Source organism: Prevotella fusca JCM 17724, assembly GCF_001262015.1.
In the GTDB taxonomy this organism is placed as follows: Bacteria; Bacteroidota; Bacteroidia; order Bacteroidales; family Bacteroidaceae; genus Prevotella; species Prevotella fusca.
The window spans coordinates 401,018-424,638 of record NZ_CP012074.1; the positions used below are offsets into that span (position 1 = coordinate 401,018).

The following is a 23,621-nucleotide window of genomic DNA, read 5'->3' on the forward strand; positions in this document are numbered from 1 at the left end:
GATTGAAAAATCATTCTGTGTGGTGATGTTAGGATTAACAAATGTTAATATCTTGTATTATAGTTTCTCCACTTTATATCAGATGTGTAATTTGCTGCAGTCCTTATGAGTTTATAAAACAAATCATACTTCGGCAGCTTACTGTCCCGGAAGAATCGCCGATTGAACTTCCAGCAATACTCGTTGAGATGGAGTTGGAGAAATCTTTGATCCACTTCCTTATGGATAGCCTCTATTGCACTACGACATTCTCCTGTTACTAAATGTACCCACGGCAAAACCTTAGTCACCACCTCATGCACCTCCCCTTCCGTTTCCCTGTAAGATTCATGACAGAACAGCTCTCTCAACCTGATAAGATTTGTTCCTCCGTCAGTCACAACTTTAGCAGTGGGACTCACAGCCTTTTCTGAATATGGTTTTATGGAGGCATATTTACTATCGGGCATAGCGAACATCTTGACATAACGTACAACCTTCTTGACTTTCTGTGTAGAAGAGCTCCTGAGAAGTTTTGACGCCTTGTTAACGTACTTGTTTTCAGTTATATTTGTAAGATACTCGCTCAACATTTCATCAACAGACTTACTTTCTGCGATTACCAATACAGGCGTTTGTACCATTTTGGTTTCTTTGTCAATATCTTCGGGGTCAGGGTCTGTTATAACAGAGGTTTGAAAGTAAGACACATCCAGTTCTACCTGTGCTGATAAGGTATATTGTGACTCTCTTTTACCCATGATATCACGGTACTTCATCATCATCAGCCATACTGCAGGGTAATCTTTTCGTTCTAATTGATATTGACCTTAATTCCGCAGCATAAAATCTTGCAAGAAATCCAAGTGCCTGAGAAACAAAGTCCTCAAAACACTTGGATATGTCAGAATTTTCACCTATCTTAGTGCAACAAACATAACAAGCAAGCAAAAATCTGACATGACAAAGGTAGCAATTAAAAACGAGAATATCACTTCTTTCGGAGGAATTTATCACATCATGGACGTTTTTTCAAAGCTGGGCTTTGAAAAACTTACCGAATCCGTGTTGGGCAGACGCGGATGCAGCGGCAAGGCATTCAGCCATGGAAGCATCCTGGGCTCTCTCTTCTTCAGCTACCTTTGCGGTGGGGATTGCCTTGAGGACATCAATGCGCTTACAGGACAGTTCAGGCAGAGACCTGGTACGCTGTTACCAGATGCCGACACCGTGGGGTGCGGACTGAAGGAGCTTGCCGAAGAGAACATTGTCTACAGGAGCGAAACCTCCGGCAAGTCGTATAGTTTCAACACTGCAGAGAAGCTGAACACCTTACTTTTACGTATGATACGTAGAATGGGGCTTATAAAGGGTTCTTCCGTTATATGCGTGGATGTTTTTCGTATATCTTTAATGAAAGAACTGAAGTTATGCATTAAATAAAAACATAGCCAAGACCGTCTTGGCTATGTTTTTATTATCATCCTCCGATGCAGAAAACCTTTTCATGTCAATACTTTGAAAAGGCAGACGATGGATTGAAAAATCATGACATAATTTCGGGTAAAATATCTACAGATAAAGGCAAAAACACGTGTAAAAAGCAGGTTTGCAACCAGCAGTAAATCAATCAGTTATAAGGTAGTGCAAGAAAAGGTGCTTAATTGGACTTCAAAAGGGCGTCAGTTAGACCTCAAAAGGGCGTCTATTGCAAGTCAATTGGGCGTCTTTTAGAAGCTAAGAGACCATGTATTGGTTTTGGATTATATGAAAATAGTTTACAAATAGCGGTCAGTATGGGAATAAATTGTTTGTAGAAGCCGGAAAGACATGGTATCTGTTTGCCTTTTCTGCATTTTTATTTTGTGCTTTATCCTCCTTTGTGAGACCGTCTATTTTTGGATAGTCATACCATACAAGCGTATAAGCCTTTGTTATTTTTCCAATCTACGCATTTAACGGGAGAGCCTTATAAAGGCGGACAGCCATGTTGACCTGGACTTTGACCACCAGTTTGTTCCTGCCCACAAGTTCGATGCAAAGTATTCCTACAAGCATGACCATGGCTATTTCCCGGGCTAGGCTTCCATCGGGGGCATCATAGTCGGAGGTGAGAACCGTGATGGAAACACCAATGTGAAATTCCCCATCAAGAAGACACGCTTCGCCGAATTATGGACCGTGTGACCTCCGAGCTTAGTGTGGTGATAGAGCGTTTCCGTGCCGACTGCGGGTCGTTCTCAAAGGAAATCATCCAAACCGTAGAGCAGCGCTGCAACACGTTCTATATACGTGCTGCCAACTGCGGCAGCCGGTGCGGGGAGTTCCGCCAGCTGGAAGAATGGAAGAGCGTTGAGGTTGGCTATGAGAGGTGCGATGTCACCTCCGTCAGCATGGACGACCTCATCGAAGGAAAGTCATACAGGCTTGTCGTACAGCGTACTCCCTTGAAAGACAGGCACGGCAGGGAACAGACGGATATGTTCGGAGTGATATACACATACCGCTGTATCCTTACCAACAACCGGACATCCACTGAGAAGGACATCATCACATTCTACAATGAACGCGGAGCGAGCGAAAAGAACTTCGACATACAGAACAATGACTTCGGCTGGGCACATCTGCCCTTTTCCTTTATGGCTGAGAACATGGTTTTCATGATGGTTACTGCCATGCTGAAGAACTTCTATCTCTATCTCATCCGTAATATCAGCGAGAAGGTCAAGCCGTTGAAAAAGACAAGCAGGCTGAAAGCCTTTATCCTGCATTTTGTCAGCGTGCCGGCAAAATGGGTGAGAACAGGAAGGCGGAACGTCCTGAACCTGTATACAAATAAAGCATACTACTCTGAAGTATTCCTTGAATAGGCAGCATTTCTTTGTGGTTTTTCATACTTCCCCATTGGTTTGGGTGGGGGATTTCATGCCCAGACAAGACCCAGGAAGCCCCGAAGAGCCTTATATCAGCATATAGAGCCTCAAAAAGACATCTCAACATATAAAATCGACTCACAAGGAAAAACGCTGCGGAATTGAGGTGTATAAAGAAAGGTACAGCATAGAAAGAACAAATGCGTGGTTGGATTCATACAGAAGTCTGTTGAACAGATTTGATGTTACTTTGACAAGTTGGCAAGCATGGAATTATATAGCATTTATTGTTATTCTGATGAAGAAAGTGAAAAAGAAACAAAAGTCAAGATAAGTTCAATATGAGCAATATATTTCTCTACCCCATATTCACCAAAGATTTCCCCAAAATCCATTCCTAACAAGAATACATAGAATATTCTTGCAGGAATGGATCCCAATCTTTATATATGCTTATCTATTGGCTGTCTGCCACAGATAAGTATCTGCACAATGAACAGAGGCAGTTTGGTCGGCAATCATCAACTTGAAGTCGCCTTCCTCCAATCTCCATTTGCCATCCCAACCTACAAAAGCCAAGTCGTCTGCCTTTAATTCGAAGGTCACAGTCTTGGTCTCACCTGGCTGAAGTTCCACCTTGTCGAAGGCACGGAGACGACGACCATCTGGCACCATGCTGGCGACGAGGTCGCTGCTGAACAGGAGAATGCTCTCCTTGCCTGCCACCTTGCCCGTGTTCTTCACATCCACGCTCACCTTGATAATGTCGCCGTGGCGGAAGTCAGACTTGGAAACCTTCAGGTTGCTATATTGATAAGAGGTGTAGCTCAAACCATATCCGAAGCCCCACTGCTGGGTAATCTTCGCATTGTAGTCGTAAGCCCCTTCCATCGTACCCACCTCCTCACTCTTCTTGAAGTCGTAGTTAGCGAGCGAATTGATTTCCTTAGGATAGGTGTAAGGCATCTTGCCACTGAAGTTTGACTTGCCCGATACCAAGTTTACCAAGGCATCGCCGCCCATGTTGCCAGGGATAAGGATATCGATGATACCCTGTGCCAATGGTTCGATGTCGGCGATGAGACGTGGACGTCCTTCATTCAGTACCAAGATGACAGGCTTGCCTGTCTGAGCCAAAGCCTTGACCAGATTGCGCTGGTTTTCAGAAAGCCAGAGGTCTGTCAGGTTGCCCGGAGTCTCGGTATAGGAGTTCTCGCCAATGCAAGCCACAATGACGTCGGCATCCTTCGCTGCAGCCACTGCCCCCAGAATCTGAGGTTCGTTCTCCTCCCAATACTTGCCCTTTTCATTATAGGTAACACCCTGGTTCAAGATAACATTCTCCTTGCCGTACTCATTGCAGAATGCCTCATAGATGGTATTGTACTTGCCGGCAAACTCATCGGCACGATGCCCCTGCCAGGTATAGCTCCATCCACCGTCCAGACAGCGCATCTGATTGGCATTAGGACCCGTGAGGAGAATCTTCTTGCCATGCTGCAAAGGAAGGATATTACCCTCGTTCTTCAGGAGCACCATACTCTCGGTAGCTCCCTCCAAGGCGAGCTTGGCAAACTCCTCGCCACCAAACTTAGGATAATTCTTCAGTTTCTGGGTTGGGTTCTTGAAGAGATCGAGACGGTACTTCATACGAAGCACACGGCGACAGGCATCATCGATGCGACTCATCGGAATCTTGCCTTCCTTCACCAATTCAATAAGGTAGCCACAAGCATCGCAAGAATAAGGTTCCATAATCATGTCGATACCAGCATTGATGGCGATGCGGAGTGCATCCTTCTTGTCCTTTGCCACCATCTCACGAGTATAGAGATTGTTGATGTCTGCCCAGTCGGTGATAAGCACACCATCCCATCCTGTCTCTTCCTTCAGCCATCCTGTCAGGATTTCCTTGTTGGCGTGCATCGGCATACCGTTGACGGAAGCGGAATTCACCATCACGGTCAAGGCTCCAGCTTGCAGACCTGCCAGGAAAGGAGCGAAGTGCTTCTCTCGCAAGTTGGCAGGAGAGATATAGGCTGGTGTACGGTCTTTACCAGTCCAAGGCACACCATAGCCCATGAAGTGCTTCATTGAAGTGGCGATGTGATATTGGTCGATGTTATTTGGGTCCTCGCCCTGGAAACCATAGACCATCGCCTTGCCCATTTCTGAACTGAGGTAGCAATCCTCGCCAAAGTTCTCCCAGATGCGAGGCCAACGGGCATCACGACCGAGATCAACGGTAGGACTGTAAGTCCAAGGCACACTCACCGCACGAGTCTCATAAGCAGTAGCCTCAGCCGAATGGCGAGCAATCTCACGATTGAAGGTGGCAGCTACATTGATGTTCTGCGGGAAGAGGGTACCGTCTTGTGTATAAGTAGAACCGTGGTTCTGATCGAGACCGAAGACGCAAGGGATGCCGATGCGCTTCATCGAAATCTTCTGGATTTGCTCGATGTACTTCTCCCACTGCTTGGCGGTTGGCGCGCAAGTGTTAGGAGCGTTGAGGATAGAGCCAATCTTATAGCGAGAAAGGATAGAATCGGTCTTGTGCTCGTCGATATAGAACACACCGTTCTTGTCGTTGGCACCAAAGAGGTCGGTCACCAATTCCATCATCTGACCTATCTTTTCCTCCAAGGTGAGTTTCTTCAGGGTTTGTTCTACTTGAGCCTCTATCTTAGGGTCGCTCTTGATAACTGGAACATTGGCACTGGTTGTATAAGCAAATGCCAACATTGAAATAGATAATAATAATTTCTTCATAAGTTCAAAGGTTTGACGTTTTATGATAAAACGGAAATCTTTCTAATATTTTATTCGATAGTTACTTTCTTTACGGTGTAACCGTCACCCACGAGGAGGAAACCATCCTGCTCTGTCAAAAGTTGGATAGATAAGTCGGTCAGTTCAAACTCCCATTTAGCAGGTCCATCCACCATGATGTCGCCACGTTCTGGGTCGCCCTTACCAGTAAGGATGTTGTTCCACCAAGCAGTGGCAGCAGTACCCTGACCATTTCCATTCACATAGACACGGAGGATGGTGCCAGCCTTCACCTTTGAGAGGAAGGTATCCTTCAAGGCATCGAATGCTGTACCCCATGTCACGGCAAACTCACCTTCCCAGATGGTGTTCTCCATAGATGGGCGAGCCTCGGTGGTTACCTTGATGGTACCGCCAGCAAACTGTACACCATTGCCATCTACCAATGTGATGTCGTAATCGCCATTGGCGAGGTCGGAAGGAGCAGTAACTTTCAATGTCGTACCCTCATCGAGAACTTCGAAGGCAACCTCCTTATCAGCGATGAGAACTTTCTGAACGAGACCCAGGTTCTTGCACTCGTGGATGGTTGTAGTTTCTCCTGGAGCTACCCAAAGCTCGATGGCATTGGTACCCAAGGCTGGGTCATCGGCAGCAGGAGTCACGGTAACGTTCAAGGTGCGGGATGTGGTCTTGCCCTTGGTGGTGGTTGCCACAATCTTCAGTTCATGATTACCTACAGGCAAAGTTTGGTCGATGGTAGTACCTTCGGCAATCTGAGTGCCGTCGAGCAACCATGTCACTGTGGTGTAGTGAACAGGAGTCACCTTGATTTCCAACTTATAATTTGTCTTGCGGTCTATCTTGGAATCAGCCAAGTCGGTGTTCAAGATACGTGGATCGTCATTTTCGCTGACAGTGAAGTATGGATCATCGTCAGAAGAGCAAGAAGACAAGGTAGATGTACCAGCCAGTGCGAAACTCATGGCGAAGAGCATCATCATACCCTTCAAGACTTTTCCCTTATATTGTTTCATTGTCTTATTCATAATTAATTATTCTATCTATTGTCCTATAAAACTTAACATTTAACACTTAACACTTAATATTTAACATTAAACACTACTCTCTGTATCCCTTTCCGAATGGAGGATTGAAGTCTGGCTGAAGGTTTACATCAGCCTTGTCCCACCAGAGGCGCTTGTGCCAGTCGTCTGTACCACCCATGCGGTCGATGACAGCCTTGTAGTTGGCACTGTTGTACTGACCTTCCAACTCAGGATACTGCAAACGGACAGGCATTGACCAGTTAGAATCTGTGTAAGTAAAACCATTCTTGGTCAAGAAATCACGATTCAAGATGGCAGGATAGTCAGAGCGGCGCATGTTTGCCCAACCCTCAGAAGGGTTCATCATGTGGAGAATCCAAGCCTGGGTGTTGATGGTCTCCTTAGGATTGTCACCCAACGGATTATTGGCAATGAACGCATCTATCTCTTCCTTGGAAATTTTGTTGGATGTAAGATAGTAGTTGTTGAGCAACTCCATGCTGGCACGAACACCAGCCTCGTAGTGGCTCTCTGCATCATCACCCCCAACATTCCAATCCTTGGTTGCAGCCTCAGCCTTGAGGAACTCCACCTCGGCATAGCTCATCAAGTCGCCAGGACAAGAAGGCATCTCGAAGTCGATGTTCAGGCAAGGACGACCTGCTCGGGCTATATAATCAGAGTTGGCATAAGTGTTCTCGTCTATCTCCGCATACTTCTTCAAAGTGGGAAGGTCATCAACCGTAGCTGGATTCATCCAGTCTGTGTACCAGGTAGCACCAGGGTTGCAAGGCTCTTCACCGAGATTCTTGCTCCGGAAGTAAGCCAGGAAATCATCGGTCAAGTCGATGTTCTGCTCTTTGTCTGGCTTCACCTGACTACGTTTGATATTGTAGTAGTGACGGCAGATGCGATAGAGACGAGGGTCGTTGGTATTCTGCAACTGATAGAACAAGGTAGAGCATACCATGGTAGGCGATGTGGCATCCTGACCATAGAGAATCTCTCCTAAGGCATTGGTGCGGAAATCGTAGTCGTTGGCTCCATCATAATAAGTATAAGGAGTATCGGCATATCTGATGTAAGCATCATCTGCTGCACTGGCGATAGCACCGGCAGCAACAGCCTTCTCAAACTCTTCCTTTGCCTTCTGTGGATTAACATCTGAAATGCGCATGGCATAGCGCATACGGAGCGCATTGGCATACTTCTTCCACTTGGCTACATCACCACCCATGCTGGTGACATCACCAGAAATGCGGTCGGTACCGGTGCCAAGTTGCTTCTCGCAAGCGTCAAGCTCCTCAAAGAACCAGCTGTAGAGTTCCTCTACGGTATCATACTTAGGGGTGGAGATGCCTGAGATGTAACCCAGACCTGCCTCCAAACAAGGCACGTCGCCGTAGGTGTCTGCCAAGACTGCCGTGAGATAGACACGATGGATACGAAGTGCCGCATTCAAGTTTGCCTTGTCTGCTGAATTGTGGATGGCATCCACAAGGTTCTTGATGCTGACCTCATAGTAGCGGTCCCAGACACGACGAGCGATGTCGTCCTCACGGAAGTTGGAACCTGCATAGTTGGTTACGTTCCAACCACCAGCGAAATACTGTGGAAAACCTGAGATATAGTTACGGTAGGTATCCATCAAACTGAAGTCACCGTAAGTCTGCAACAAAGCAGTAGTCAACTGTGCGTTAGGGTCGAGCTCGCTCACCTTGGTCTTGTCGGTATTGATGTTGCTCAAGGTTTCATCTGAGCAAGAAGTCATCGCAGTGCCGGTTGTCATCAGGGCGAAAGCCATCAGCAGGCTGCTCTCACCTATATATTTCTTGATTATATTGTTCATTTTCTTACATTATTATATATTAGAACTCTTCTAAAGAAATTGATTTGTTTTTTCGAGATTAGAACTTCACGTTCACGTTTAAACCATAGCTCTTGCGAGATGGTAGAGAGCCATATTCCAGACCGAGACCAGAGGTATTGTAACTGGAGTCTGGGTCGATGTTAGGAATATTCTTCCAAATAATGAATGGGTTACGAGCCACGAAGGATACGGTCAAGCCCTTGACATACTTGCCCAAGATGCTCTCTGGGAAGGTATAGCCGAAAGTAATCTCACGACACTTCACGTAAGAGTTGTCGTAAACGAAGGCACTCTGCACGCCATTTGCCACATGCTTCCAGTAATCCTCAGGGTTCACGGCGATGTCGTTCTTGCGATAAGTACCATCGCCATTGTCGATGACACCCTCTACGACAAATCCCTTGCAGTTACCTGCTTCACGCCATGTGCCAAGGTCCATACCCGAAGCCTTGCGAGCCTCCTCGGAAGTGTACCACTCCTCACGACATGCCAATGTTCCCTTTGCCTTACCTGTCTGGTATGCGGAACGCATGGACATTGAGTAGATGTCGGCACCTACCTTCACATCGAATGCAGCAGAGAGGCGGAAGTTCTTGTAACTGAAGGTTGAGTAGAAACCACCTGTCCAGTCCCAAGAAGAGTTGCCTATGGTCTTGATTTTCTGGTCAACCTTTGGAAGACCAGTAGCTGCATCGACAACCATCTGTCCCTTGTTGTTGTAGAGGAAGTCGTGTCCACGGATGGCTCCATAGTTCTCTCCTACCTTGGCACCAACAGAAACACCGCACCAGTATGCCTTCGCCAACTCGAAGTAGTCCATGCCATTGGTGAGCGACTTCACCTTGTTGGTATTCTTCGAGAAGTTGGCCCCCAAGTCCCAAGCGAAGTCCTTGATCTGCAAGGCACGGGCATTGAGGGCAATCTCGATACCCTGGTTCTGAATCTCACCGGCATTGATGAGGCGGTAAGCATAGCCAGAGGTGGTGGTTGAAGCCAAGCTTAAAATCTGGTCCTTGGAGTTCTGGTTGTAATAGGTGGCATCCAAGCTCAAGCGTCCGTTGAAGAACTTCATCTCCAAACCTACCTCGTAAGAATCTGTCATAGTAGGCTTCAAGTCCTTGTTTGGCTGTGTTGAGTTGGCTATCATACCGATGGTATAACCCGAGTAGCTGTACTTGCCCGTGGTGTAGTTGAGTGCCAACTGGTATGGATCAGTATCGCTACCTACCTTTGCCCAAGATGCGCGAATCTTACCGTAATTGATGAACTTCTTGTTCTTGATAAACTCGGAGAATACCAAACTACCAGATACCGAAGAATATACGTATGTATTGTTATTGGTAGGGAGCGTAGATGACCTATCGCCACGGAGGGTTCCCTCCAGATAGTAAGTATGTTTGTAGCCGAGGCTCGCACTGGCATAGAGAGAAGAAATCTGCTTCTTATACATGCTCTCACGAGTATTCTGCTCCAGATAGTTCATGATGTTCTGTATTCCATTCATCTGCTGGTTGAGACCGACGTTGGTAGTGGTCTTGTTGTTCACCTTGAAGATATTACCACCAGCGGTAGCATTGACATCGAAGTCGCCCCATGAGTTGTTGTAGAGGGCGAGTATCTCGGCGTTGAGTGTGCGGTTGTTGAAGATTTGGTCGGTAAGCTTTCCGGCAGGAGTACCTGGAGTTGTCTTGGCGATGAAGTCCTCGAAGTTCATGCTGTTGATGTCGGTACCGATGGTACCCTGCAACTTGAGGTGGTTGTCGATGTTCCAGATGGCCTTACCCGTAAAACGGAACACGTCCTTGTCGGATGTATTGCTGTTCTTATAGAGATCCCAGTATGGGTTCTTGTTATACTGGTCGTTACCATTCCAGTTGGAATAGTTGCCGTCGGCATCCTCATAGTGCTTCAACCAAGCCTGGTCGTAGGTACCCGCCAGGGTCATGAGGTTCTTACCCACGTTGCTCTGGGAATCGCCAAGGGCAGGACGATTCTTCACCTTCTCACGAGTATAGTTGGCGGTGAAATCGAAGTCAACAGGACCTGCGGAGGTATTAACACGGAGGTTGAAGTTGTCACGACTCATATTGGTGTTAGGCAGGATGTCCTTGTTGCGCATATCGGTAACAGAGAAACGCATACCCGTCTTACCGGAATTAACAGAGAGGATGGCAGAGTTTTGGGTGGTGAAACCTGTGCGGAAGAAATCGGAGGCGTTGTTAGGGTGCATCAAGAATGGACGCTCCTCGCCATCGAAATACTTGAACATGAAATCATCGGCCTTAGGTCCCCAACTGGTATTGGTACCAGAGGTGCTGGATGTAGGCAGCTCGCCATTGTAACCAGCGCCATATATCTCCTGGATGTCGTCCCACTTAGCCAACTGGGTATCGACAGTGTAAGAACCATTGTACTCCACGGAAATCTTATCCTTCTCCGCCTTCTTGGTCGTAATCAAGATAACACCGTGGGAAGCACGGCTACCATAAAGGGCAGAGGCAGCAGGACCTTTCAATACGGTCATCGTCTCAATATCATCAGGATTGATGGCAGAGATTCCATCACCCAGATCATAACCGCCACTTTCACCAGCACTGCCAAAGTTTGTATTATCCAAAGGCACACCATCCACCACATAGAGAGGCTGGTTGTTGCCTGCCATTTCTGTATTACCACGAAGGAGCACGCGGGTAGAACCAGAAGCACCGCCAGCCGTATTCTGCACGACGAGACCAGCCACCTTACCTGAAAGAGAGTTGATGACGTTGGTTTCCTTCGCCTTGCTGAGTTCCTCACCCTTCACTTCCTCCAAGCCATAGCCGAGAGCCTTGCGGTCTCGTTTGATACCGAGGGCGGTGACAACTACCTCATTCAAGGCTTTACTATCCACTTGCATCTTGATTTTCATACCATTAACAGCTTTCACGGTCATCGTCTTGTAACCGACGTAGCTCACTTCGAGTGTAGCTCCAGGCTTGCAATTCAGCGTAAAGTTACCATCCAGATCGGTAACGACACCGTTTGTTGTACCAGCCACCTTCACGCTTGCACCAATCAAGGTTTCGCCAGTGGTATCCACCACTGTACCCTTGATACCTTGGTTCTGCTGAACGCTCATAGCAGCATTGTTCATCTGAGCAGCGAGGATGGCAGAAGTAGGCATCCACATCAAACCTGCACCGAGCATGCCGAGAAACATGGTTTTCTTTCTCATAATAGATATTTTGTTTTTAGTTTAACATTATTCTTTCCCAAAGATTCCTTCGAGAATCCAAGGAGCATTCACCTTCATACTCTTGAAACGGTCGAAGATGCCATACTTCTCAGAGCCGTTGCCAAAGTGGTTGTTGTCCCAAACGAAAGTAGAGAAGCCTCGTTTGCGAGCCTCCGTAGTCAAGAACTTACAGTAGTAGGTCATGTTTTCATGCACTTTCACAGAGTTTGACTTATAGTGGTCGGTTACTCCCCATTCTCCTATTACGATACCCAGTCCTTTGTTGCTCCAGGTATTCATCGCCTTATCGAAGAAATCCGTCATCGTCTTCTCGTTTTCAGCAGGTATCTTGCCAACATCCTTGTAGGCATCACCCCAGTAATCGTAGGCGCAATCGCCGGCATAGCTCCATGGCTGATAGTAGTGGAATTCCACACTCATATAGTTGTTGCCATTGCCTTCGGCATCCTTCGGAATGATGAATCCTCCATTCTCGATGCCAAACCAAGGGTTGCAAACGTAAGTCTGTAAGATGAGGTGGCGCTTGGCATTGTTGCCGCCTGTGGCACGAACCATATCCACGAATATCTGATTGTAAGCATTCTGCACTTCGAGGTTCTCGGCAGTAGGCTTGCTCCAGTTGTCCCTGACGTGAACCTCATTGGTACCGGCGAAAGCCAAGCGGCTGTCATAATTGGCAAACTCAGAAGCGATATTCATCCAGAGGAGCGCAAGCTTTTGGCAGTTTACATCCTTATATTGATAGGTAGGACGACCTTCGAGCCATTTTTCATGATGCGCATTGATGATAACCTTGAGGTCATTATCCAGACACCAACCCACTACCTCCTTGATACGAGCAATCCAAATCTTGTCGATGCTCATCGCCTGAGCATTGGTAATGTGGCACTGCCAACGGATTGGAATACGGATGGCATTGAAACCTGCCTTCTTCACGGCTTGTATCATTTTTTTGGTGACAACGGGATTGCCCCAAGCTGTCTCTGCATGGATGGAACCATCAGGGTTGCCAATCTGCATCGACTCGCCATCCTGTCCAGGAGCTGAGCACTCGAATTCATTGCCGAGATTCCAACCTACTACATCCTTGTTCCATTGCTTGGCGGTAGGAATCGATTCGCTTGTATCAGGCGTATCCACCACCGAAGGACTAGCACTGCAAGAAAATGCAGTAAACATACTTACAAATAGCAAGCAGATTTTCAAAAGGTTCCTTTTCATTATTAAGTTTATTGTTGTTGTTTATGTTTAATTGTTTATTCATTGCGAGTTATTGTTTGGACTTGGCTGCAAAAGTATAGAAAAGAGAAAAAAACTAGGTTAGAATGCAAACAAAAAAGGTTTCAAATCTAACTTATCGCCAGGTTTGAAACCTTACATTTGTATATAACTAACTGAATATCAGATAGTAGTAATTTTACTTTCTTTACCAACAATTTACACTGCTCATTTTATTCATACTTACTCGGTGACACCCCGAAATGCTTCTTGAAGACTGTACTGAAGTACTTTACGTTTACAAATCCTGTCTTCACAGAGACATCCAAGACGCTATCGCCTTGCTTCAGATACTGGGCTGCCTGCTCCAAACGGATGAGTCGTATGAAGTCTTGCGGTCCTTGCCCCGTCAGAGTCTTCAACTTGCCATAGAAGAGGGTGCGGCTCATCGCCATCTCCCGGCAAAGGCGGTCGATGGTGAAGTCGGTGTCGCTCAGGTTATCGAGGACGAGACGGGTTGCTTTCTCAACGAAAGCTTGGTCCATCGGATCCAATTCCGGTTCTTTTTCATCGGAAGATTTATTCTTTTCATCGGAAGCGGATGGCACGGAAGGTTCGCTTGGCAACAGGCTCTTTTGAGACGATTGCCCAGAGTCCTCTCCTCTGACGATGGCGAGACTTCGCTCCATATAGTATTGACTCAGACGACAACGGTTCTTCAACATGCTCGCTATCTTGCTGGCAAGAATGGCAGAGTCGAATGGCTTGGCAATGTAATCGTCTGCTCCAAGTCCTAGGCCTTCTATCATGAAGTCGCGACCAGCCTTCGCCGTCAGGAGAATGACAGGCAGCCAACTGGTCTCCTTGTTTTCCTTGATGCGACGGCAGAGTTCGTCGCCCTGCATACCCGGCATCATCACATCGGATACCACGATGTCGCACTCGCCATTCTCTGCCAGATAGTTCAAGGCTGCCTCACCACTCTCCACATCCACCACATGATATTGGTCAGCGAAAGCCATACGGATGTATTGATGGAGGTCTTCGTTGTCATCTACAAAAAGGAGCGTGTCCTTAAGGGATTCCTCTGATTTTATTTTTTCATCGGCAGACACGGAGGTATCTGAAGTTTCTGGCAGACTTGCTGGCTTGGAAGAAACGGGAACATCAACATTTCCGTTATCAGGCAACACAACCAAGAAAGCAGTTCCCTTGCCTTCCTCGCTCTCGAACGTTAACTTTCCTCCCAGTTTCTGCACAAGCTGGCGAGTGAGCATCAAGCCCAAGCCACTGCCCATCTCCTGAGAGTTGACCGCATTGGAGGCACGGAAAAAACTCTGGAAGATATGCCTTGCCTCGGATTTCGGGATACCGATGCCGGTATCGCTTACCTGGATGCAGACCTGCTTGCCAACCTCATCGATCGAAGCAGAGACGGTGATGGTTCCACCCACCGGCGTATATTTTACGGCATTGGAGAGCAGATTCTCGAATATCAAATCCATCATAGAAAGATCGGTAGAGAAGGTATGCTGTCCACAGGTTGTCAACCGAAGACTGATATGTTTCTCCTGGGTAGACATCTGGAACTTATCCACCTGCTGACGCAAGAGGACAGACAGCTCCACATTCTGCAAGTGGACTTGTGTCTTCGCTACGGCTATTTTCTGGAAATCAAGCAACTCGGTCACCATCCTCAGAAGCTTGTCGCCATTACGCAGTGCCATCTCCAAGAACTTTCGGCTCTTATCGCCCAGTGTAGTATCCTTCGACAAGTCGGCAAGAGGTGCCAGCACAAGACTCAAAGGGGTACGGATGTTATGAGCGGTATTCACAAAGAAGTTGATCTTGTCATCGTAGTACTTGCGATGCAAACGCTCCCTGTAGTAATCCCAGCCGAAATAGACGATAGCACCAAAGATGCTGAGATAGACAATCCATGCCCACCAAGAGTTCCACCATGGTTGGGCGATATGAATACGCAAGGTAGATTCTCCCAAAATGCGTCCGTTGCTCCTACCCATTGCCTTGACATACAAGGTGTAACTGCCAGGAGGCAAGGTGGCGAAACGAGCCTGCTGGTAGGCAGAAGGCACACTCCACTGATGGTCATACCCCTCCAAATAATACTGGTATTGGATGTCGTGCTGATACTGGTAATTGATGCTCTCGAAATGCACGATGAGAGTATTCTCGCTGTGTGAAAAGCTCATCTTGCCAGTCTGCAACATCTTGAAGAGTTCTGCATTCCAATCTTCCTGTTGGGCATCCTCATCGAAAGTCTTTCCTTCCACCTCAACACCCGTGATATGAAGAGGAGCCTTGTAGTTCAATCCTCTGGCAAACTTGGATGCCAAGACCACAGCTCCTTCACTGCTTCCGAATATCATTCGCCCGTCTTGGGTTCGGACCACAGCCATACGCTTGTACTCCCGCTCCAATCCCTTGAAGAAGTTGAGATTGGTCACCTTTCCATGATCTATGAAAGCCAGTCCCTTGTCGGTACTCATCCACACCTTGCCAATGGGAGTCTTGACCAAGGCATAGACGGTGTTGGAAGGCAAAGACTGCGAGATGGTATAGTTCTTAACCTGGTGCTTCTGCCAATCGTAGAGGTACAAGCCTCCTCCATCGGTGGCTATCCAGATATGCCGTGCATCCTGAAAAGCCATCGCATTGACAAAGAAATTATAATCGACTGACGGAAATTCCGACGGATAGAAGAATCGACTGACACGAAGGCTTCGCTTGTCGATACGATAACATCCATGGGTCGTTCCCACCGCAATAATCTTCTTATCAGGAGACTCCACGATACTCTGAACTTCATTGATTGGCAAGTAGTTAACGGAGTTATCCACATTTCCATTCTTTTCTAATGATGATGGGATATGTACCAAGTCTCCATCCAAACAACCTATCCACAAGCCTCCTTCGCTATCCTTGAAAATGCTATACACATAGTCGGTCTTTAACTTGCCATTCGACACAGAGTAAGCCCAACTACTGCTTCCATCGGCATGAACCTGAAAGATGCCATCACCATAGGTTCCCACCAAGACCTTGCCATCGGCAGTCTGACAAAGGGTAAGCGCCACCTTATTATATAGGGAATGATGCCACAGATGGGTTTGCTCGTCATAGATGCTCACCCCCTTGTCGGTAGCATACCATATTTTGCTATTGCGGCCCTGTGTATCCACGCTCTGCATAACATCGTTCACACCATTATTGATAAGCGACTGGCTGTTGAGATACTCATGGCGCACAAACTCCAAGGTATGCTCCATAGGAATAGCCATATCCACACCTCCTGAATAGGAGCCCATCCAAAGGTCGCCAAGATGGTCCTTGCAAAGGGCATAGACGCCATTGCCATGCAATACATTTTCCAGTCTGCCATCCGTATTCAAAAGTAGATTCGTCTTACAAGTCTTCTTGTCGTAGGCATAGACACCTGCTCCATCCACCGCCATCAAGATGGTGGCTGCATCGTAGGGGATAATGGAACGAACAGGGATGAGCGGAATATCTGATAAGGATGAGAATTGCGTGAGAGAAGACAATGGCTTCCATGTTCTGTCATCGAGCAAGAGAATGCCACGATGGAAAGTTCCCAACCATATCTGATGAGCCTTCACGTCGTGATAAGACGAAAGCACGGAATACCCTCGCAAGAGCAATCGAGGCTGGGCTGCATTTTGTGAATAGACGAAGACTCCCGAAGGAGAACCTATCAATAATTGTTTGCCGAAGAATCGGATATGATTGACATATATGTTCTTCAGAATGTATTTTCCTTTGTTCGGCGAACTATACGCTGTTTTGTCTTTGCTACCAGCAATAGATAGAGGAGCCATCATATACACGCCCCTATCTAACGCCATCCAAAAGCATCCCTTGTCATCAACCAACAAGTCATTGAGCACCACACTTCCTCCAAGTACATTCATCAGATTGACCTGGAGTTGGAATGTGTCTTTCACCTTATTATATATATAGATCTTTCCTTTATTATCATAGGCATAGATATGCTGTTGGCTATCCTTAGTCAACTTGATGTTTCTACCACTGGCATCACTAAACTGCATATCCGTAGCCAAGGTATAGTTCCGTACCTGTTGACCATTGTACCTGTCAACGCCTCGCTTGGTACTGATCCACATAGCAGCATCCTCAGCCTCAACTATCGAATACACACGGGCACTGGAGAGCCCATTGTCCGTATTGAGATTCGACAACATCAGCATATTGCGGGTCAAATGTTCCTGAGCATGGAGCTGCGAACACAGCACCATACACAAGAGCCACAGGAAATCAACCTGTAATCTTAGGAAATATGATAAGCCTTTATTTTTCATTTATCGGTCCAATGTATTAATTTCTTCCAGTCCCTTGGTTTGCTTCTTCGGCGTTATGCCGAGTCCCTTCAAGCTCTCCACCCTGCGCATCACGTTGCCGCTTCCATCGTAAAGCTGCTACCTTGTCTTATCGAAGGTCCTGGAAAGACGGGTTATCAGATCGTCGATACACAGGAAGAAGCCGATGGCAAGCCCTATAACGATTCCTATTACTTTTTTATACCTTAATTCCGCAGCATTATTTCTTGTGAGAACTCCAAGTGCCTGAGAAACAAAGTCCTCAAGACACTTGGACATGTCAGAGATTTCACCTATCTTAATGCTATCAAAATAATAAACAAGCAAAAATCTGACATGACAAAGGTAGCAATTAAAAACGAGAATATCACTTCCTTCGGAGGAATTTATCACATCATGGACGTTTTTTCAAAGTAGGGCTTTGAAAAACTTACCGAATCTGTGTTGGGCAGACGCGGATGCAGCGGCAAGGCATTCAGCCATGGAAGCATCCTGGGCTCTCTCTTCTTCAGTTACCTTTGCGGTGGGGATTGTCTTGAGGACATCAATGCGCTTATTGGGCAGTTCAGGCAGAGACCAGGTACGCTGTTACCCGGTGCCGACACCGTGGGGCGCGGACTGAAGGAGCTTGCCGAAGAGGATATTGTCTATAAGAGCGAAACCTCCGGCAGGTCTTACAGTTTCAACACTGCAGAGAAGCTGAACACCTTACTTTTACGGATGATACGGAGAATGGAGCTTATAAAGGGTTCTTCCGTTAAATGCATGGATGTTTTTCGTATAGCTTTAACGGAAGAACCGGAGTTGTTCATTAAATAAAACATAGCCAAGACGGTCTTGGCTACCTACTTTGTTATCATCCTCCCATGCAGAAAACCTTTCCATTTTAATACTTTGAAAAGCGCAGACAACAGATTGAAAAATCATGACATAATTTCGGGTAAAATACCTACAGATAAAGGCAAAAACACGTGTAAAAAGCAAGTCTGCAACCAACAGGAAATCAGTCAGTTATAAGGTCATGCAAGAAAAGGTGCTTAGTTGGACTTCAAAAGGGCGTTAATTGGACTTCAAAAGGGCATCTATTGCAAGTCAATTGGGCGTCTTTTCAAAGCCAGAAGACCATGTATTGGTTTTGAGTTGTATGAAAATAGTTTACAAACATTGATTGATATGGGAATAAGTTGTTTGTAGAAGACGGAAAGACATAGCCTCTGTTAGCCTTTTCTGCATTTTTTTGTGCTTTATCCTCCTTTGTGAGACCGTCCGATCTTGGATAGCCATACCATACAAGCGTATAAGCCTTTATTCTGTTTCCGATCTACGCATTTAACGGGAGAACCCTATAAAGGCGGGCAGCCATGTTGACCTGGACTTTGACCACCAGTTTATTCCAGCTTACAAGTTCGATGCAAAGTATTCCTACAAGCAGGACCATGTCTATTTCCCGGGCTGGGCTTCCATCGGGGGCATCATAGTCGGAGGTGAGAACCGTGACGGGAACACCAATGTGAAATTCCCCATCAAGAAGACACGCTTCGCCGAATTATGGACCGTGTGACCTCCGAGCTTGGTGTTGTGACAGAGCGTTTCCGTGCCAGCTGCGGGTCGTTCTCGAAGGAAATCATCCAAACCGTAGAGCAGCGCTGCAACACGTTCTATATACGTGCTGCCAACTGCGGCAGCCGGTGCGAGGAGTTCCGCCAGCTGGAAGAGTGGAAGGGCGTTGAGGTTGGCTATGAGAGATGCGATGTCACCTCCGTCAGCATGGACGACCTCATCGAAGGAAAGTCATACAGGCTTGTCGTACAGCGTACTCCCTTGAAAGACAAGCACGGCAGGGAACAGACGGATATGTTCGGAGTGATATACACATACCGCTGTATCCTTACCAATAACCGGACATCTACCGAGAAGGATATCATCACATTCTACAATGAACGTGGAGCGAGCGAAAAGAACTTCGACATACAGAACAATGACTTCGGCTGGGCACATCTGCCCTTTTCCTTCATGGCTGAGAACATGGCTTTCATGATGGTTACCGCCATGCTGAAGAACTTCTATCTCTATCTCGTCCGCCATATCAGCGAAAAGGTCAAGCCGTTGAAAAAGACAAGCAGGCTGAGAGCCTTTATCCTGCATTTCGTCAGCGTACCGGCAAAATGGGTGCGAACGGGAAGGCGGAACGTTCTGAACCTGTATACAAACAAAGCATACTATTCTGAAGTATTCCTTGAATAAGCAGCATTTCTTTGTGGTTCTCATATTCCCCATTGGTTTGGGTGGGGGATTTCATGCCTATGCAAGAACCAAGAACCCCCGAAAAACCTCATATCAACATATAGACCCCCAAAAAAGACATCTCAACATATAAAATCGCCTCACAAGAAAAAACGCTGCGGAATTGAAGTAAATGTTTATTACTGATTTATGTAGGTATAAAACGGTATGTTTGTTAAATATTTTGATAATCTGGAATGGTCTCGATAAACCTGTATGTCTGGTTTTCATAATCCATTTTGCAGATATAGGTTTCCAGTCCGTTTGATACGACGAGGTAGTCGACGTGTAGTAGAAGATTGTAAACAGATATCTGGTCGAATACCTTTTGTGTCAAAGCTATGGTAGGAGCTTTGTACTCAACAATCATTCTCGGTCGAAGCTGGTTGTCATAAAGAACACTGTCTGCACGGACTTTCTTTTCTCCAACTTGCAGCGGGACTTCGTTGGCAAGCAGAGCGACGGGGTAGTTCCTGTGTTCAATCAGGTAATGAATAAAGTGCTGGCGCACCCATTCCTCTGGAGTGAGTGTTACATATTTCCTGCGAAGTATATCGAAAATCTGCTTTCGTCCGTTTGCCTCCTTTACCCTGGTTTGATAAGGAGGAAGGTTGAGCTGCATCATATTTGAAATGTACTATATATAATAAGGTGTAAAGTGTGCGGTTGAAAGTCAAATGAAAATTTTGTTTTCTATCTCTTTTCTATTAACTTTGCATGAAAGACCGTACTGCACATGTCTTAGAGGCTGGTTTTCCCCAATGGATATTTTATCATTATTGCTTGCTTGCCCCATTGCCATTGCTTGCACATACGGTTTATCTATTATGCAAAGTTAATAAAAAAGTAAATGCCAGCAAAGCAAGGACCAACATTTCAGAGTATAATGCAGGATCTGAAGAATAGGAATTTTGCTCCCATTTATATGTTGATGGGGGAGGAATCCTATTATATTGATCAGATTTCCAGCTATATTGCAGACCATGTTCTTTCTCCAGAAGAGCGTGATTTCAATCAGACAATCTGCTTCGGATCGGATATTACAGCTGTTCAGATAGCTGATATGGCACGCCGTTATCCAATGATGGCAGAGTATCAGGTGATTATTGTCAAGGAAGCACAGAATGTCCGTTCTTTAGAAGCTCTGGAGAAGTATCTCAAAAATCCCGTAAAATCAACCATCCTTGTGTGGTGTCATAAAAACGGGAAAATTGATGCACGTAAGAAAGCTGTCGGATTAGCACAGGTTGCAGGTGTCGTGTTTGAAAGCAAGAAGTTGCGCGACTACCAGCTGCCAGATTTCATCCAAAATTATCTGAAGCAGAAGAATGTCAGCATTGAGTCAAAGGCATGTCAGATGATAGCTGATCATATCGGTGCTGATCTTAGCCGGTTAACATCCGAACTGGATAAGGTTCTGATTTCTCTTCCAGCAGACAATCTTCGGGTAACACCAGATGTGGTGGAGAAGGAGATAGGGGTTAGTAAAGACTTCAATGCATTTGAACTTAGAAATGCCATCGTTCAGAAAGATTGTTTTAAGGCAAATCAGATTGTGAAATATTTTGACAATAATCCTAAAGCAGGCTCTCTTTATTCTTTCCTTCCGTTGCTTTTTTCTTATTTTCAAAACCTGATGATAGTTCATTATGCTCCCCGGAAAAACTCTGAGCAGGAGATTGCAGGTGCTTTGGATTTACGTAATACATGGGGCGCAAAAGATTTTATGACGGGTCTGAGGAACTATTCCGCTCGTAAAACGATGGATATAATTTCCAAGATTCGGGATATAGATGGCAAGAGTAAAGGGCTGGATAATCCTAATACTAGTGCAGGGGATTTGATGAAAGAGCTTATTTTCTTTATTCTTCATTAAAAAACAGAGGGATTTTGGTGCTTTCAGGGCATCAAAATCCCCTTTTCTTATCAGAAAACATATAATTTTAATCTAAAAGGAGCGCTTTGAAAAAGGTGCTTTTTTTGTGTTTCTTATTGAGTAGTAGGGGAGTTAGCGCATTTCATCATCGTCATTTTTCGCATATTTCAAAGTCTCTTTCCTCCCGTTCATAAATACTTTAAGCACGCTAAAAATGGCTGTTTCATCAAAACTGTGATTTATAATTCACATTTATTATCTTTTTTAAATGTAAACAGCAGTAATTGTTTCTTGATAGTTTTTGTTTACGTTTGTAAATATAATGAGTGTATCTAAAAGAATAAAAGCGCACATACAAATATTAATTTTGATAATAAAATCTATATATATAGGTTGCTAAACCTAAATGGATTTTTATACACTTCACGCAATACCTATGTAATCCTATATATACCAGTTATTTATGTATAAAGTATATTGCTTTTGAATCAATGTTTACTTAAAAATTGCCCTAATTATTGTATATATCCCATTTTTACGTTTGTACATTAGATATAAGGTGCTTTTTAGCCAGTAAATTACGCTTTTTGCTTAATTAATTGATATTATCTTATACAGAAGTGTATATTTTGTTTTGCAAATGTATATACTACTTGCACACTTCTGTGCCTTTTGTTTTGTAAAATGTAAATATCAAAACAAAGATATACAAACGTATGTTAGCATAAACATTGTTTTGATATTTAAAATATTATGTTTACCTTTGTAAAGTTCTTAGAGAAGTGGGCAAACAGCTTTCAGACTCCTCTATTTAGTAACAAACGATAGTATTTTTATATGAAAGATAGAATCAGACAGCTCATGGAGAGTCAGCACATGACTCAGCAAACCTTCTCAGATTTCATAGGAATCTCATCTGCATCTCTCAGCAGTATTTTTACAGGAAGAACAAAACCGACTCTAAATACTGTTGAGGCAATCAGAAGTAAGTTCACCAAGATTAATCTTGATTGGCTTATGTATGGACAAGGACCTATGTTTAGAGATCAGGTTGCTGACCTTAATTCTTCTACGGGAGAGTCTGGAGTGATGCAACCTGGAGTTGCTGAGGGCGCACTTGATTTCTCTTATCCTACTACTCCACCCCAAGCAGGTGCGGAACAGGTAAGCTCTCCATACTGTGATAATATGTATAAAAGCCCATCTCGTGCAGAGGTAAAGTATATTGACAAACCGCAACGACGCATCACAGAGATTCGTATCTTCTTTGATGATCAGACATGGGAAACTTTTGTTCCCAAGAAATAAGTCTTTGAAATGTGAATTTGATATTCATAGTATAGCACTCGGAAGTTTGTAAACGTATTAATTAACTTCCGAGTGCAAAGTTAGATTGGATGTCTCTTAAAACGATTTCTATGTAGGGTACAATACCCCATAAGAAACTATGTAGCCCTTCTTACAAGCCTTTGTTCCTATTTTGATGTATTTGCTCTTACTATAAGAATAGATGTTTATAGCACGCAAACGGACTTTAAAGCCACAATGTCTTTTCCCTTATTAATACTACTGGTTTCTTACGGCTTTTTCCATCCATAGTTTGGAGTGAAACGATTGACTTAAACTAAAGTGCTTACTTACAAATCTACTTTTAATTTAGTTTGCTGTCATTTTAACATTTCGTATAAACTCATTGTAAACTAAATAGTTAGATACTTTATGCGGATGACAGTAGTGACAGGAAAGTGTAATTCTATGGAGTCGTATGTTGGTACCGGACTGTTTACTTAAACTTGATAAAGCAACCATATAGTGTCTTGTCGTCTCTTTTCTTACTCTTTGAGTCATATATAGAGTGTCTTGTTCAATTTCGTTTCATACTTATTCCTATCATGTTCCAAATCTATAATGAATGATATACTACTCGAAATGTCGGATAAACTATTATTTTCGCTCAGTATAATTTGGTAACTCAAAGAACAATCTAAGCTGAATATGCAAGATTGCTCAAAGCAGGCAGAGATGAAGGCAAGATGACACAAGCTATCAGTTAAGACATGATTGCTGAAGGGATTTCATATTTTCAA

General features: G+C 45.1%; 9 protein-coding genes and 6 pseudogenes. 7 read left to right on the forward strand and 8 right to left on the reverse strand.

All coding sequences use genetic code 11. From position 1 onward, the window contains the following. Positions 1-44: 44 nt before the first annotated feature. Positions 45-806: pseudogene (locus ADJ77_RS01615) on the reverse strand (IS1595 family transposase); the annotation flags it as partial. A 133-nt stretch (positions 807-939) separates the two neighbouring features. On the opposite strand from ADJ77_RS01615, the pseudogene ADJ77_RS01620 reads away from it, so the two are divergent. The 3 pseudogenes from ADJ77_RS01620 to ADJ77_RS13150 form a co-directional block, all read left to right on the forward strand. After that, a pseudogene (locus tag ADJ77_RS01620) lies at positions 940-1,374 on the forward strand (IS1380 family transposase); the annotation flags it as partial. A 564-nt stretch (positions 1,375-1,938) separates the two neighbouring features. Next, positions 1,939-2,849: pseudogene (locus ADJ77_RS01625) on the forward strand (IS1380 family transposase); the annotation flags it as partial. A 166-nt stretch (positions 2,850-3,015) separates the two neighbouring features. Then, a pseudogene (locus tag ADJ77_RS13150) lies at positions 3,016-3,186 on the forward strand (IS5/IS1182 family transposase); the annotation flags it as partial. Positions 3,187-3,305: 119 nt separating this feature from the next. Here the strand turns inward: ADJ77_RS13150 and ADJ77_RS01630 are convergent. The 6 genes from ADJ77_RS01630 to ADJ77_RS01655 all read right to left on the reverse strand — a co-directional run bounded on the left by ADJ77_RS01630 (position 3,306) and on the right by ADJ77_RS01655 (position 17,246). Next, positions 3,306-5,624, reverse strand: coding sequence for a glycoside hydrolase family 3 N-terminal domain-containing protein (locus tag ADJ77_RS01630; RefSeq protein WP_025079113.1), 2,319 nt, complete (start codon positions 5,622-5,624; stop codon positions 3,306-3,308). A 50-nt stretch (positions 5,625-5,674) separates the two neighbouring features. Next, on the reverse strand, positions 5,675-6,661 hold the full coding sequence (locus ADJ77_RS01635) for a hypothetical protein (RefSeq protein ID WP_234398182.1): 987 nt from the start codon (positions 6,659-6,661) through the stop codon (positions 5,675-5,677). A gap of 85 nt (positions 6,662-6,746) precedes the next feature. Further along, positions 6,747-8,522 (reverse strand): SusD/RagB family nutrient-binding outer membrane lipoprotein, encoded by a 1,776-nt coding sequence (locus ADJ77_RS01640; RefSeq protein ID WP_050695961.1) that lies wholly within the window; start codon positions 8,520-8,522, stop codon positions 6,747-6,749. A gap of 58 nt (positions 8,523-8,580) precedes the next feature. Beyond that, positions 8,581-11,757, reverse strand: coding sequence for a SusC/RagA family TonB-linked outer membrane protein (locus tag ADJ77_RS01645; protein WP_050695962.1), 3,177 nt, complete (start codon positions 11,755-11,757; stop codon positions 8,581-8,583). Positions 11,758-11,784: 27 nt separating this feature from the next. After that, complete coding sequence (locus tag ADJ77_RS01650; RefSeq protein WP_025079111.1) at positions 11,785-12,999, reverse strand: glycoside hydrolase family 5 protein; 1,215 nt, start codon at positions 12,997-12,999, stop codon at positions 11,785-11,787. Between the two features lie 230 nt (positions 13,000-13,229). Further along, a complete protein-coding gene (locus tag ADJ77_RS01655; protein ID WP_042741104.1) occupies positions 13,230-17,246 on the reverse strand; it encodes a hybrid sensor histidine kinase/response regulator transcription factor in 4,017 nt (1,338 codons plus the stop codon). Between the two features lie 465 nt (positions 17,247-17,711). On the opposite strand from ADJ77_RS01655, the pseudogene ADJ77_RS01665 reads away from it, so the two are divergent. After that, positions 17,712-18,131, forward strand: a pseudogene (locus ADJ77_RS01665) (IS1380 family transposase); the annotation flags it as partial. A 589-nt stretch (positions 18,132-18,720) separates the two neighbouring features. Next, positions 18,721-19,619: pseudogene (locus ADJ77_RS01670) on the forward strand (IS1380 family transposase); the annotation flags it as partial. A gap of 214 nt (positions 19,620-19,833) precedes the next feature. On the opposite strand, the gene ADJ77_RS01675 reads toward ADJ77_RS01670, so the two are convergent. Further along, complete coding sequence (locus tag ADJ77_RS01675) at positions 19,834-20,283, reverse strand: type I restriction enzyme HsdR N-terminal domain-containing protein (RefSeq protein WP_025078386.1); 450 nt, start codon at positions 20,281-20,283, stop codon at positions 19,834-19,836. 225 nt (positions 20,284-20,508) lie between these two features. Between ADJ77_RS01675 and holA the strand changes: the two genes are divergently transcribed. Then, the gene (holA, locus tag ADJ77_RS01680; protein ID WP_025078385.1) at positions 20,509-21,534 is read left to right on the forward strand and encodes a DNA polymerase III subunit delta; all 1,026 of its coding nucleotides are present in this window, start codon (positions 20,509-20,511) and stop codon (positions 21,532-21,534) included. Between the two features lie 837 nt (positions 21,535-22,371). Next, entirely contained in the window at positions 22,372-22,842 is a 471-nt protein-coding gene (locus tag ADJ77_RS01685; RefSeq protein ID WP_025078384.1) for a helix-turn-helix domain-containing protein, read from the forward strand. Positions 22,843-23,621: the final 779 nt, after the last annotated feature.